A 13,298-nucleotide genomic window follows, 5' to 3' on the forward strand; every position below is an offset into this window, starting at 1 on the left:
AACGACCGGATAGTCCTACGAACGACGTGTTACACGGGTGGACCGGCCACCGAGCGGAGGCAGTGCAGTGACCGATGTGACCGTCAAGATCGACGGACATGACGTGACCGTGCCCGAGGGCACGCTGGTGATCCGGGCGGCCGAGGAGGCCGGGATCGAGATCCCGCGCTTCTGCGACCACCCGCTGCTCGCGCCCGTCGGCGCCTGCCGGCAGTGCTTGGTCGACATCCCCGACGCGGGCAACGGCCGTGGCTTCCCGAAGCCGCAGGCCTCCTGCACGATCCCGGTGGCCGAGGGCATGGTGGTGGAGACGCAGAACTCCACGGCTGTGAAGGCCCAGCACGGGATCATGGAGTTTCTCCTGGTCAACCACCCGTTGGACTGCCCGGTGTGCGACAAGGGCGGCGAGTGCCCGCTGCAGAACCAGGCGATGTCCCACGGCCAGGGTGAGACCCGCTTCGAGGGGACCAAGCGGACCTTCCCGAAGCCGATCAACCTCTCGCCCAACGTGCTGCTCGACCGTGAGCGGTGCATCGTCTGCCAGCGCTGCACCCGCTTCGCCGCCGAGATCCCGGGCGACCCGGGGATCGCGCTGATCCAGCGTGGCGCGCAGCAGCAGATCGGCATCGCCGAGGACAAGCCGTTCTCGTCCTACTTCTCCGGCAACGTCATCCAGATCTGCCCGGTGGGCGCGCTGACCTCGGACGACTACCGGTTCCGGGCTCGGCCGTTCGACCTGGTCTCCACCCCGAGCGTCGCCGAGCACGACGCCTGCGGCGCCGCGATCCGCATCGACCACCGCCGCGGCAAGGTCATGCGCCGTCTCGCCGGCAACGACCCCGAGGTCAACGAGGAGTGGATCTCCGACAAGGACCGCTTCGGCTTCCGCTACGCCGTCCGCGACCGGCTCACCTCGCCGATGGTCCGTGAGGACGGCGAGCTCCGGCCGGCGTCCTGGCTGGAGGCCGTCGCCGTCGCCGCCCAGGGCTTGGCCGGTGCCGGTTCGGTGGGGGTGCTGCCCGGTGGGCGACTGACCTTGGAGGACGCGAAGGCGTACGCCGCCTTCGCCCGCGACACCCTGCGCACTCCCCACATCGACTTCCGCGCGCGGCCGCTGTCGGAGGAGGAGACCGGCTTCCTGCGCTCACGCGTCGCGGGGACCAGCCTCACCTACGCCGACCTCGACGCCGCCGACCACGTCGTGCTGGCCGGCCTCGAGCCCGAGGACGAGGCCGGAACGCTCTTCCTCCGGCTGCGCAAGGCCAACAAGAACGGTCTGCGGATCACCACCCTTAGTCCGTACGGCTCGGAGGGCTCGCGCAAGCTCGGAGCCGAGGTCGTCCTGACTGCTCCCGGTGCCGAGAAGGACGCGTTTTCGCAGGTCAGCTGGGTCGCCGAGGCTTCGGTGATCTTGGTCGGCGAGCGGCTGGCGACCAGCCCCGGCGCCTACTCCGCCGCTGCCGAGCTCGCCGATCGCACCGGCGCCAGGCTCGCCTGGGTGCCGCGTCGTGCCGGCGACCGGGGTGCGGTCGAGGCAGACCTGCTGCCCGGTGAGGGCGGTCTCGACGCCGAAGCCATCGTCCGCGCCGGCCTCGACGCCCTCGTGGTCGCCGGCGTCGACCCCGACGACACCGCCGACCCGGCCGCCTTCCTGGCCGCCCTCGACCAGGCCGGCTTCGTGGTCAGCCTCGAGCAGCGGGTCACCGCCGTGACCGAGCGCGCCGACGTCGTACTTCCTGTCGCCACCGCCTCCGAGAAGGCCGGCACCTTCGTCACCTGGGAAGGTCGCCGCCGCCCGTTCCCGAAGGTCTTCGACAAGCCCGCCGCTTACTCCGACGCCGAGGTCCTCGGCCACATCACCGCCGAGTTCGTACAACTGGGCGCCGAATCCGCAGAAGTGGCGGACGAAAGTGTCGAATCGTCGCCCACAACTACCGACTCGGCCGCCACAACTACCGATTCGGCGGGGCTTCGTCTGGCGACCTGGCATCTCATGCTCGACAACGGGACGCTGCAGAGCGGCGACAAGGCGCTGGCCGCGACCGCGCGACCGGCGTTCGTACGCATCCCGGCAGCGCTCCACGAGGAGGTCGGTGACGTCGTGACGATCACCGGCGACCGGGGGAGTTGGACGCTTCCGGCGTTGGCGGCCGAGCTGGCCGACAACACCGTGTGGGTGCCGACGAACAGCTTCGGTCGAGGCGTCTGGGCGGATCTCGCCTCGCCGGGCTCGACGGTGATTGTGGAGGGGGCCAAGTGAACGGGCTGGAGCAGTTCGGCCAGGACCCCTGGTGGATCATCGCGATCAAGGTTCTGCTGGTCTTCGTCGTCTGCGTCGTCCTGACGCTGTTCAACATCTGGTGGGAGCGCAAGGTCGTGGCCCGGATGCAGCACCGCATCGGGCCCAACCGGCACGGACCGTTCGGTCTGCTCCAGTCGCTCGCCGACGGCGTGAAGCTGGCGCTGAAGGAGGACCTGACACCGGAGAAGGCCGACAAGATCGTCTTCATCACCGCCCCGATCCTGGCCACGGTGCCGGCGTTCGTGACGTTCTCGGTGATCCCGTTCGGGCCCGAGGTCAACTTCTTCGGAGTGCAGACTCCGCTGCAGCTGACCGACATGCCGGTCGCGGTGCTGTTCGTGATGGCGATCGCCAGCATCGGCATCTACGGGATCGTGCTGGGCGGCTGGGCATCGGGCTCGACGTACTCCCTGCTCGGTGGCCTGCGAAGCAGCGCCCAGATGATCTCCTACGAGGTCTCGATGGGCCTGGCGCTCGTCACCGTCTTCCTGATGGCCGGCAGCCTGTCGACGAGCCAGATCGTGGCGGCCCAGACGGACTGGTGGTTCGGTGCCCTGCTGCTGCCGTCCTTCCTGATCTACTGCATCTCGATGGTCGGCGAGACCAACCGCGCGCCGTTCGACCTCCCCGAGGCCGAGGGTGAGCTGGTCGGTGGTTTCCACACCGAATACTCCAGCCTGAAGTTCGCGCTCTTCTTCCTGGCCGAATACATCAACATGGCCACCGTCAGCGCGCTCGCCACGACGCTGTTCCTCGGCGGCTGGCGGGCCCCGCTCGGCCTCGGCACCCTCTGGGCCGGCGCCAACGAGGGCTACTGGCCGGTGCTGTGGTTCTTCCTGAAGATGTTCTTCTTCATCTGGGTCTTCATCTGGCTGCGCGGCACGCTGCCGCGGCTGCGTTACGACCAGTTCATGTCGCTCGGCTGGAAGGTCCTGCTGCCGGCGAGCCTCGCCTGGATCGTCGTCGTCGCCGTGATCAAGATGGCCGCGATCCAGGGCGGCTTCAGCCCCGACTGGATCCTCTTCGGCTTCGGTCTGGCCGTCACTGTGGTCGTCGTGCTCGGCTTCCTCAACCGGCTTCCGGAGAAGGAGGCCCAGGTCACCAAGCCGACCGGCGGCTTCCCCACACCCGCCCTGCCGCTCGGCGGGGCCGTGCGCGGGGCCGCCCAGCCGCTGGTGTTCGGACCGCCGGCTGTGCCGACAGCCACCAACGGCGTACGCATTCTTCCCTCTCCTGAGGAGGCCAAGTGAGCAACGACGACCGCTCGTTCAAGGAGCGTTTCTGGGACCCGGTCAGCGGGTTCGCGGTGACGTTCGGGACGCAGTTCAAGAAGCCGGTCACCGAGCAGTATCCGCAGCAGAAGGAGCCGACCGAGGAGCGCTTCCACGGCCGGCACCAGCTCAACCGGCACGCCGACGGCCTGGAGAAGTGCATCGGGTGCGAACTGTGCGCCTGGGCCTGCCCCGCCGACGCGATCTACGTCGAGGGTGCGGAGAACACCGAGGAGGAGCGCTACTCACCCGGTGAGCGCTACGGCCGCGTCTACCAGATCAACTACCTGCGCTGCATCCTGTGCGGGCTGTGCATCGAGGCCTGCCCGACGCGGGCCCTGACGATGACCAACGAGTACGAGCTCGCCGACACCTCGCGCGAGAGCCTGATCTACGAGAAGCAGGACCTGCTCGCACCGCTCGAGGACGGGATGGAGGCGCCTCCGCACCCGATGTTCCTCGGCAACGACGACACCTCCTACTACGCCCCGGAGCCCAAGGAGCCCACGCGATGAGCTTCGTGATCCTCGCCTCGATCATGGTGATCGCGGCGATGGGCCTCCTGTTCGCGCGCAAGCCGGTCCACGCCGCGCTGTCGCTGGCGGTCGTGATGATCGGGCTGGCGATGATCTACGCGATGCTGGAGGCACCGTTCCTGTTCGCGGTGCAGATCGTCGTCTACACCGGCGCGATCCTGATGCTGTTCCTGTTCGTGATCATGCTGGTCGGCGTCGACACCTCCGACAGGCTCAAGGAGACGATCGCGGGGCAGAAGGTGCTCGCCGTCATCCTTGGGGTCGGTCTGGGCGCGACGCTGATCGCGGGCGTCGGCCAGGCCAGCATCGCCACGATGCGCGGGCTGGCCAGCGCCAACGAGGGCGGCAACGTACAACGCCTCGCGGACCTTCTCTTCTCCCGCTACGTGATCGCCTTCGAGGCGACCAGCGCGTTGCTGATCACCGCCGCGATCGGCGCGATGGTGCTGGCCCACCGCGAGCGGATCGACCCGAAGCAGACCCAGACAGACCTGGCCCAGAAGCGGGTCGCCGACTACGCGAAGAGCGGCAAGCACCTCGGCCCGCTGCCCCCACCGGGCACCTTCGCGCGGCACAACAGCAACGACACCCCGGCGCTGCTGCCGGACGGGTCGCAGAGCACGAAGTCGGTCCCGGCCATCCTCGCCGGCGGTCGTGCGGACGAAGGAGAGGACGCATGAGCGAGCGTCAGCGAGCGAGTCATGGGATCAACATGCCGCCGCGTTCGTATGATGGCGCTTGCGCTACGGAGGCGGCGGCATGACAGACAACACCACGGCGTACGTCATCCTGTCCGCCATCCTCTTCACGATCGGCACGATCGGCGTGCTGACCAGGCGAAACGCCATCGTCGTCTTCATGTGCGTCGAGCTGATGCTCAACGCGGCCAACCTGGCCCTGGTGGCGTTCAGCCGGATGCACGGCAACCTCGACGGGCAGGTGACCGCGTTCTTCGTGATGGTCGTCGCGGCCGCTGAGGTGGTCGTCGGACTGGCGATCATCATGACCATCTTCCGCACCAGAAACACGGCTTCGGTCGACGAGCCAAGGATGCTCAAGTGGTGAATCCTGTCGAGGCCAGCGGCGTCTTCTCGCTGATCTGGCTGGTCATCGCGCTGCCCCTGGCCGGCGCTGCTCTGATCCTGATCGGCCGGCCGTTTGCTCCGGCCCTCTTCGATCGGATCGGGCACTGGCTCGCGGTCGGGCTCGCGGGTGCGTCCTTCGTGCTGTCGCTCGTCCTCTTCATCGCGGCCCTCGGTCGCGACGAGGAGAGCAGGCAGGTCGTCCAGCACCTCTACACCTGGTTCGACACCGGCGACCTGTCGGTGGGCTTCGACCTGCTCTACGACCAGCTCTCCAGCCTGTTCCTGCTGCTCATCACCGGCGTCGGCACACTGATCCACGTCTACTCGGTCGGCTACATGGCCGACGACGAGCGGCGCACCCGGTTCTTCGGCTACCTCAACCTCTTCCTGGCCGCGATGCTGATGCTGGTGCTGGCGGAGAACTACGTCGGCCTCTTCCTCGGCTGGGAGGGCGTCGGCCTGGCGTCCTACCTGCTGATCGGCTTCTGGCAGCACAAGCCGTCGGCAGCGGCGGCCGCCAAGAAGGCGTTCGTGATGAACCGGGTCGGCGACATGGGCCTCTCGCTGGCGATCGCGCTCTGCTTCGTCACCTTCGGGTCGACGTCGTTCTCGGCGATCGACATCAGCGACACCACCACGACCACCCTCAACTGGCTCGGCATCCTGCTGCTCGTCGGTGCCTGCGGTAAGTCCGCCCAGGTCCCGCTGCAGGGCTGGCTGCTCGACGCGATGGAGGGCCCGACCCCGGTCTCGGCGCTGATCCACGCGGCCACGATGGTGACGGCCGGCGTCTATCTGATCGTCAGGTCGAGCGCGATCTTCGACGCCGCTGAGGCCGCCTCGACCGCCGTCGTGGTCGTCGCCCTGGTGACGATCATCTGGGGCGCCGCGGTGAGCTGCGTGAAGGACGACATCAAGAAGGTCCTGGCCGGTTCGACGATGAGCCAGATCGGCTACATGATGCTGGCCGCCGGGCTGGGTGGACCGGGCTACGCGTTCGCGATCTTCCACCTGCTCACCCACGGCTTCTTCAAGGCCAACATGTTCCTCGGCGCCGGCTCCCTGATGCACGGCATGAACGACGACGTGAACCTCAAGCACTACGGCGCGCTGAGCCGGGCGCTCCCGGTCACGTTCCTCACCTTCTCGATGGGCTACCTGGCCATCATCGGCTTCCCCGGGTTCGCCGGCTTCTGGTCCAAGGACAAGATCCTCGAGGTCGCGTTCGCCGAGAGCTGGCTGGTCGGCATCATCGCCCTCTTGGCCGCCGGTGTGACCGCGTTCTACATGACCCGCCTGATGATGCTCGCCTTCTTCGGCCGCAAGCGGTGGCCCGAGGGCGTACATCCGCACGAGTCGCCGCGGATCATGACCGGTCCGCTCGTCGTCCTCGCCGCACTGTCGGTCCTCGGTGGCGTCTTCGCGCTCGGCGGCTGGATCGAGCACTGGCTCGAGCCGGTGGTCGCGATCGGCCACGCCGAGCACCACGGCCCGCTCCCGGTCTGGGCGACCTCAGTCCTCGCGGTGCTGGTCGTCGCGATCGGGGTCGCGGCTGCCGGGTTCGTCTTCGGGCGCCGTCCGATCACGACCGAGCCGACTCCCTACCTGCACGTCCCGCACGTCGAGGACGTCGTGGTGCCGCCCGGGATGGCGATCACCCGCGGCGCCCTCGCGACCGACAAGTACGGCGTCGACGGCCTGATGAGCGGTGGCCCGATCGCCCTCGCGGCGATCGCCGGTGAGCTCCGCAAGACGCAGACCGGCTACGTACGTTCCTACGCCCTCTCCGTCCTCGGCGGCACTGTGCTGGTGACCCTCGTGATCCTGGTGGTCAACTGATGCTGACAATCCTCGTCCTCGTCCCGTTCGCGGGCGCGCTGATCACCGCGGTGATGCCGGCGCGGCCCAAGGCGTGGGCCTTCGGCTTCGCGATCGCCACCCTGATCGCCGGCATCGTCACGATGTTCACGGCCCCCGACACCGATCTCGTCTGGATCGAGCCGCTCGGCGTCCACTGGGCGCTCGAGATGGACGGCTTCGGCAAGCTGATGGTGATGCTGACTGTCGTCCTGGTCCCGCTCGTGATGGTCGCGGCGGTCAAGGACCACGACAAGCGGTGGTACGCCTGGGCGCTGGCCCTGGAGGCCTTCGCGCTGCTCACCTTCACCGCCGGCGATCTCTTCCTCTTCTACATCGCCTTCGAGGCGACGCTGATCCCGGCGTACTTCATGATCGGCCAGCACGGCGGCCCCAACCGGGCCCGAGCCGCGCTCAAGTTCCTGATGTTCCAGCTCGGCGGCGGACTGGTGCTGCTCGGTGCGCTGATCGGCTTCTTCGTGGTCTCCTCGGAGGCCGGCGCGCCGTCGTACCTGATCAGCGACCTCGCGCAGCTCGACATCGGCACCAACGCGGAGCGCTGGATCTTCGTGGCGATGTTCATCGCGTTCGCGGTCAAGGCGCCGCTGTTCCCGGTGCACACCTGGCTGGCCGACACCACAGAGCAGGCCACCACGCCGACCTCGGTGCTCCTGGTCTGCGTCCTCGACAAGATCGGCACCTTCGGCATGATCCGGCTCTGCCTGGGCCTGGTGCCGGAGGCGTCCGCCTGGGCGACGCCCGTCGTCGTGGTGCTGGCGCTGATCTCGATCGTCTACGGCGCTGTGCTGGCGATCGGGCAGGACGACCTGCTCCGCCTGATCGGTCTGACCTCCCTGTCGCACTTCGGGCTGATCACCCTCGGCATCTTCGCGGCCACCCGCGAGGGCCTGGTCGGGGCGATCCTCTACATGGTCAACCACGGTGTCGCGACTGCGGCGATGTTCCTGATCGCCGGGTTCCTGATCGCCCGCAAGGGCACCGCCTCGATCTCGTCGATGCGGGGGATGGAGAAGGCGACGCCGGTGCTCGCCGGCACGTTCCTCATCGCCGGACTGGCGACCGCCGGGCTGCCGGGTCTGAGCCAGTTCGTCTCCGAGATCCTGGTCCTGATCAGCGCCTTCGACTACCACTGGCTGGTCGGCGTCATCGCGGTCACCGCGATCGTGCTCGCCGCCATCTACGTGCTGTGGGCCTACCAGCGGATCTTCACCGGACCCGCTCAGCTCTCCAAACCGGTCCCCGATCTCAACCGGCGAGAGGTCGGCGTACTCGCTCCGCTGCTGGTCGCCCTTCTCTTCTTCGGCTTCATCCCCGGACCTCTGATCTCGGCGGCCCAACCGGTCGTGGCTCCTCTAGTTGATGTCATCCAGGCAGGTGAGTGACGCGATGTTCGAGTCCCCCGGAATTTCGTACGCCACCCTCTGGCCCGTCCTGCTGGTGCTGGGCGTCGCGTGCGCCGGTGTCGTGGTGGAGGCCTTCGCGCCGCGTGCCGCGCGTTTCAACACCCAGGTGTCGCTGGCGTTGGCGGGCCTGGTCGCCGCGCTCGCCGGGACCGTCGCCGTCGGCGCCGGGTCCAGCCTCGGCGCCTCGACGGGTGAGGGTGCCCTGATCGTCGACGGCCCGGGGGTCTTCTCCCAGGGCCTGGTGCTGCTGGTCTCGCTCGGCGGCGTCGCGCTCTTCGCCGAGCGACGTCTCGACAACGGCGTGAGCGCCTTCGCCGGTCAGGCCGCGGCCCTGCCGGGCACACCGGCCGAGCGCACCGCCTCTCAGCGGGGGCTGGAGCACACCGAGGTCTACCCGCTGATGATGTTCGCGGTCGGCGGGATGATGCTCTTCTGCATCTCCGGCGACCTGCTGATGCTCTTTGTCGCGCTCGAGGTGCTGTCGCTGCCGCTCTACCTGCTGACCGGGCTGGCGCGCCGTCGCCGGCTGCTCTCCCAGGAAGCGGCGCTGAAGTACTTCCTGCTCGGCGCGTTCTCCTCCGGCATCTTCCTCTACGGCCTCGCGCTGGTCTACGGCTTCGCCGGGTCGATGTCGCTGGCCGAGATCGGTGAGGTGGCGGCCGAGGACGGCTCCAGCCCGCTCCTGCTCCTCGGCATCGGCCTGATGGCCGTCGGCCTGCTCTTCAAGACCGGTGCTGTGCCCTTCCACTCCTGGACCCCCGACGTCTACCAGGGCGCCCCGACGCCGGTCACCGCGTGGATGAGCGCTGCCACCAAGATCGCCGCCTTCGCCGCGATGCTCCGGCTCTTCTATGTCGCCTTCGGTGCTGAGGGCGACATCTGGCGCCCGGCGATCGGCGTCATCGCGGTGCTGACGATGCTGCTGGGCGCCTCCTTCGCGGTGGTCCAGACCGATGTGAAGCGGATGCTCGGCTACTCCGCCGTGGCCCACACCGGCTTCCTGCTGACCGGGCTCCTCGGCGTACAGACCGACGCCTTCGGCTCCACCCAGGCGGTGCTCTTCTACCTGACCGCCTACGGGTTCGCGACCCTCGGGGCCTTCGCGATCGTCTCTCTGGTGCGGGGCCCCAACGGTGAGGTCAACTCGCTGGAGCGCTGGGCCGGCCTGGGCCGGTCCAACCCGTGGGTCGCGGCGACCTTCGCCGTCTTCCTGCTCTCGATGGCCGGGCTGCCGCTGACCGCAGGGTTCATCGGTAAGTGGGGCGTCTTCGCTGCCGCGCTGGGCGCCGGTCAGTGGCCCGTCGTCGTGGTCGCGATCGGCTCGAGCATCATCGCGATCTTCTTCTACGTACGGGTGATGATGCTGATGTTCTTCACCGACCCACGCGAGGACGCGGCCGCGGTCGTGACCCCGTCGTACGCCACCACCGTCGTGATCGCACTGAGCGCTGTCGCCACCGTCTTGTTGGGTGTAATTCCGGGCCCTGTGCTCAGCCTGTTGGTGGATGCGGGAGGATTCATCGGGTGAGCACTAGCGCACCCACCGACCGAGCCCCTGAACTCGCCCTCCCGATCACCGATCCCGAGCTCGAGCAGCGGCTGCGCGCTCGGCTGGCGATCGTGGAGGAGAAGCTGGCGGGCTACGCCCGCAGCAGCTCCCCGTTCGTCACGGAAGCGGCCTCCCATCTGCTGGAGGCCGGCGGCAAGCGGTTCCGGCCGTTGCTGGTGCTGCTGGCCGCCGAGTACGGCCCGGACAAGCTCGCCGACGAGGTCATCACTGCCGCCTGCGTCGTCGAGCTCACCCACCAGGCCTCGCTCTACCACGACGACGTCATGGACGAGGCGCTCGTGCGCCGCGGCGAGGACACCGCCAACGCCCGCTTCGACAACCACGTCGCCATCCTGACCGGCGACTTCCTCTTCGCCCGCTCCTCGGAGCTGACCGCCCAGCTGGGTCCGGAGGCCGTACGCATCCAGGCGGCCACCTTCGCCAAGCTCGTCGAGGGTCAGATCCTCGAAGGCGTCGCGCCGCCCGAGGGTGTCGACCCGGTCGACCACCACCTCGAGGTGCTGGCCGGGAAGACCGGCGTCCTGATCGCCACCTCGGCTCTCTACGGTGCGCTCTTCGCCGGCGCCGACAAGGAGATCCAGGAGGCCCTGCTCGCCTACGGCGACATCGTCGGCGTCGCCTTCCAGCTCTCCGACGACATCCTCGACATCGCCTCCGACGAGTCCGGCAAGACGCCGGGGACCGACCTCCGTGAGGGCGTCCCGACGCTCCCGGTGCTGCTGGCCCGCCGCTCCACCGACGCCGGCGACGCAAGGCTGCTGGAGCTGCTCGACAGCGACCTCACCGACGACGCGGCCCTGGCCGAGTGCGTCGGCCTCCTCCGCGCCCACCCGGCGCTGACCGAGGCCCGCGCCTACGTCCAGTCCCGCGCCGAGGAGGCCAAGGCCGCCCTCGCGCCGCTCCCCGAGGGCCCCGTCCGCAAGGCCCTTGAGGCCTTCGCCGACATCGTCGCCGTCCGCTCCGTCTGAGCCGAGGCGCGATATTCGGTAAAGGGTATCCACGCCCTGGCAGTACCGTTGCGACGTGAATGAGCAACGGCGTGGAGTGATGTTCGGCGCCGCTGCCTACATCATGTGGGGAGCGTTCCCGCTCTACTTCCCGCTGATGGAGCCCGCCGGGGCCTGGGAGATCCTGGGACACCGGATCCTGTGGTCGCTGGTCGTGGCCGGAGCGCTGGTGCTGATCGTGGGCCGCCGCCAGCAGGTGGCCGCGATCCTGCGCGACCGGCGCAAGCTCGTGCTGCTGACTGCGGCCGCGGCGGTGATCTCGATCAACTGGGTGACGTACATCTGGGGCGTCAACAACGGGCGGATCGTGGAGACGAGCCTGGGTTACTTCACCAATCCGCTCGTCACGATGTTGATGGGCGTGATCATCCTGCGTGAGCGGATGCGGAAGCTGCAGTGGGTGGCGCTCGGGATCGCCTTCCTGGCCACCATCGTGCTCACTGTCGACTACGGCCGGCTGCCGTGGGTCGCGCTGATCCTGGCCTTCTCCTTCGGCACCTACGGGCTGCTCAAGAAGAGCGCGGGGGTCGGGCCGTTCGAGTCGCTGGCCGTCGAGACTGCCGTGACAGCGCCGTTCGCGCTGGCCCTGATCGTCGCTCTCCAGGCAACCGGGAACGGCACGCTCTTCGGTCACGGTGCCCTCCACGTACTCCTCCTGATCAGCCTCGGCGTCATCACCGTCGTGCCGCTGGCCTGCTTCGGTGCGGCCGCCATCCGGGTGCCGATGGTCACGATCGGGCTGCTCCAGTACCTCGCGCCGATCCTGCAGTTCGCCGTCGGCGTCTTCATCGCCCACGAGGCGATGCCTCCCGGCCGCTGGGCCGGCTTCGCGATCGTCTGGATCGCCCTGGTCATCTTCAGCGCCGAGGCCATCCACCACCGCCGCAAGGTCCTGCGGACGCTCGTGACCCCGCCGAGCACGACGACCGTCTAGCCCCGCCCCCGCCGAGACGTCAGCCCCGCCTGCCGAGACGTCACTCAGGTCGGTCGAGATGGCACCCAGCTGCCATCTCGACCGACCTGAGTGACGTCTCGGCGACTGCGTGCGTCCAAGGAGCGGACCGATCGCGCGTTTTCACATTCAATCGACTAATTCAAGTATTCTCCTCGACATTCGTAACCCGATCGACCTTGACTCGGCAGGGCAGAAGTGAGGAACCAGATGAAGAAGATCAAGGTTGCAGTGGCGTTGGCCGCTGCGAGCATCCTGACCTTGACCGCGTGCGGTGGCTCCGGCGGCGACAGCGACGCGGAGTCGATCTCCATCGTCGGCTTCGCCGTCCCCGAGACGGCCAACAAGGCGATCGCCAAGGAGTTCAACAAGACCCCCGAGGGCGAGGGCGTCACCTTCCAGACCTCCTACGGCGCCTCGGGAGACCAGAGCCGTGCGGTCGAGTCCGGCCTGAAGGCCGACTATGTCCATCTGTCCGTCGGCACCGATGTACAGCGCCTGGAGAAGGCCGGCCTCGTCGACGCGTCATGGGACGACGGCGACAACAAGGGCATCGTGTCGAGCTCGGTCGTCGTACTCGGTGTCCGTGAGGGCAACCCGAAGAACATCCAGGGCTGGGAGGACCTCGTCAAGCCCGGGGTTGGCGTGGTCACGGCCAACCCGGCCTCGTCCGGCGCCGCCCGCTGGAACGCGCTGGCCGCGTGGGGCTCCGTGGTGAAGAACGGTGGCACCGAGGAGGAGGGCAAGGCGTACCTCGACAAGCTCTTCAAGAACGTCGTCACCCTGACCAACTCCGGCCGCGACGCCACCACCGCCTTCCTCGGCGGCACCGGCGATGTGCTGCTCGCCTACGAGAACGAGGCGATCCTCGCGGCCCAGCAGGGCGAGGGCTTCGAGTACATCATCCCGGACTCCACCGTCCTGATCGAGAACCCCGGCGCGATCCTCAAGGACTCCTCCAAGCCGTCTCAGGCCTGGCTCGACTTCGTCCTCGACCCGAAGGGCGGTCAGAAGCAGTTCGCGCTGACCGGCTTCCGCCCGGTCAACACCGCCGAGCCCGGCGTCGTCGACTGGGACGCGATCGGTCTCGAGCCGGAGGACATCAAGGGCGCCAAGGACCCGGCCGACCCGTTCCCGGCCCCGAAGCAGCTGCTCACCCTGGAGAACGACTTCGGCGGCCGCGACTGGTCGGGCGTCAAGGAGAAGCTCTTCGGCACCGGTGAGGACGGTGAGGACCTCGGCATCGTGACCGACTCCATCGCCAAGTCCGGCAAGGCCTCGCAGTAGCCCGGTC

At 68.3% G+C, this 13,298-nt stretch carries 11 protein-coding genes; all 11 read left to right on the forward strand.

Going from position 1 to position 13,298, the window contains the following annotated elements:
- Window positions 1-67 precede the first annotated feature (67 nt).
- The 11 genes from OG801_RS17250 to OG801_RS17300 all read left to right on the forward strand — a co-directional run bounded on the left by OG801_RS17250 (window position 68) and on the right by OG801_RS17300 (window position 13,291).
- A complete protein-coding gene (locus OG801_RS17250) occupies window positions 68-2,260 on the forward strand; it encodes an NADH-quinone oxidoreductase subunit G (protein WP_406030024.1) in 2,193 nt (730 codons plus the stop codon).
- Entirely contained in the window at window positions 2,257-3,552 is a 1,296-nt protein-coding gene (gene nuoH, locus OG801_RS17255; RefSeq protein ID WP_406030026.1) for an NADH-quinone oxidoreductase subunit NuoH, read from the forward strand. The genes OG801_RS17250 and nuoH overlap by 4 nt, the downstream gene beginning before the upstream one ends.
- On the forward strand, window positions 3,549-4,088 hold the full coding sequence (gene nuoI, locus OG801_RS17260) for an NADH-quinone oxidoreductase subunit NuoI (protein ID WP_355020664.1): 540 nt from the start codon (window positions 3,549-3,551) through the stop codon (window positions 4,086-4,088). The genes nuoH and nuoI overlap by 4 nt, the downstream gene beginning before the upstream one ends.
- On the forward strand, window positions 4,085-4,789 hold the full coding sequence (locus OG801_RS17265) for an NADH-quinone oxidoreductase subunit J (RefSeq protein WP_406030028.1): 705 nt from the start codon (window positions 4,085-4,087) through the stop codon (window positions 4,787-4,789). Before nuoI ends, OG801_RS17265 begins: the two co-directional genes overlap by 4 nt.
- Before the next feature lie 79 nt (window positions 4,790-4,868).
- Entirely contained in the window at window positions 4,869-5,174 is a 306-nt protein-coding gene (gene nuoK / locus OG801_RS17270) for an NADH-quinone oxidoreductase subunit NuoK (RefSeq protein WP_008356449.1), read from the forward strand.
- Window positions 5,168-7,033 carry an NADH-quinone oxidoreductase subunit L gene (gene nuoL / locus OG801_RS17275; RefSeq protein WP_355020662.1) on the forward strand — a complete coding sequence of 622 codons (1,866 nt, stop codon included), beginning with the start codon at window positions 5,168-5,170 and terminating at the stop codon, window positions 7,031-7,033. Before nuoK ends, nuoL begins: the two co-directional genes overlap by 7 nt.
- Complete coding sequence (locus tag OG801_RS17280; protein ID WP_406030030.1) at window positions 7,033-8,454, forward strand: NuoM family protein; 1,422 nt, start codon at window positions 7,033-7,035, stop codon at window positions 8,452-8,454. The genes nuoL and OG801_RS17280 overlap by 1 nt, the downstream gene beginning before the upstream one ends.
- Before the next feature lie 4 nt (window positions 8,455-8,458).
- Complete coding sequence (gene nuoN / locus OG801_RS17285) at window positions 8,459-10,003, forward strand: NADH-quinone oxidoreductase subunit NuoN (RefSeq protein ID WP_406036283.1); 1,545 nt, start codon at window positions 8,459-8,461, stop codon at window positions 10,001-10,003.
- Window positions 10,000-11,013: a polyprenyl synthetase family protein gene (locus tag OG801_RS17290; RefSeq protein WP_355020660.1), complete on the forward strand. Its 1,014-nt coding sequence runs from the start codon at window positions 10,000-10,002 to the stop codon at window positions 11,011-11,013. The genes nuoN and OG801_RS17290 overlap by 4 nt, the downstream gene beginning before the upstream one ends.
- A gap of 55 nt (window positions 11,014-11,068) precedes the next feature.
- The gene (rarD, locus tag OG801_RS17295; protein ID WP_406030033.1) at window positions 11,069-11,986 is read left to right on the forward strand and encodes an EamA family transporter RarD; all 918 of its coding nucleotides are present in this window, start codon (window positions 11,069-11,071) and stop codon (window positions 11,984-11,986) included.
- A gap of 228 nt (window positions 11,987-12,214) precedes the next feature.
- Window positions 12,215-13,291, forward strand: coding sequence for a sulfate ABC transporter substrate-binding protein (locus OG801_RS17300; RefSeq protein WP_406030035.1), 1,077 nt, complete (start codon window positions 12,215-12,217; stop codon window positions 13,289-13,291).
- Window positions 13,292-13,298: the final 7 nt, after the last annotated feature.

Source organism: Nocardioides sp. NBC_00163 (assembly GCF_045206295.1).
Classification (GTDB): Bacteria; Actinomycetota; Actinomycetes; order Propionibacteriales; family Nocardioidaceae; genus Nocardioides.

Bases quoted from the DNA above. Each gene is read 5' to 3' on its own strand.
- OG801_RS17280 (WP_406030030.1), top strand. From the start codon at position 7,033: ATGCTGACAATCCTCGTCCTCGTCCCGTTCGCGGGCGCGCTGATCACC.
- OG801_RS17265 (WP_406030028.1), top strand. From the start codon at position 4,085: ATGAGCTTCGTGATCCTCGCCTCGATCATGGTGATCGCGGCGATGGGC.
- nuoK (WP_008356449.1), top strand. From the start codon at position 4,869: ATGACAGACAACACCACGGCGTACGTCATCCTGTCCGCCATCCTCTTC.
- nuoN (WP_406036283.1), top strand. From the start codon at position 8,459: ATGTTCGAGTCCCCCGGAATTTCGTACGCCACCCTCTGGCCCGTCCTG.
- OG801_RS17300 (WP_406030035.1), top strand. From the start codon at position 12,215: ATGAAGAAGATCAAGGTTGCAGTGGCGTTGGCCGCTGCGAGCATCCTG.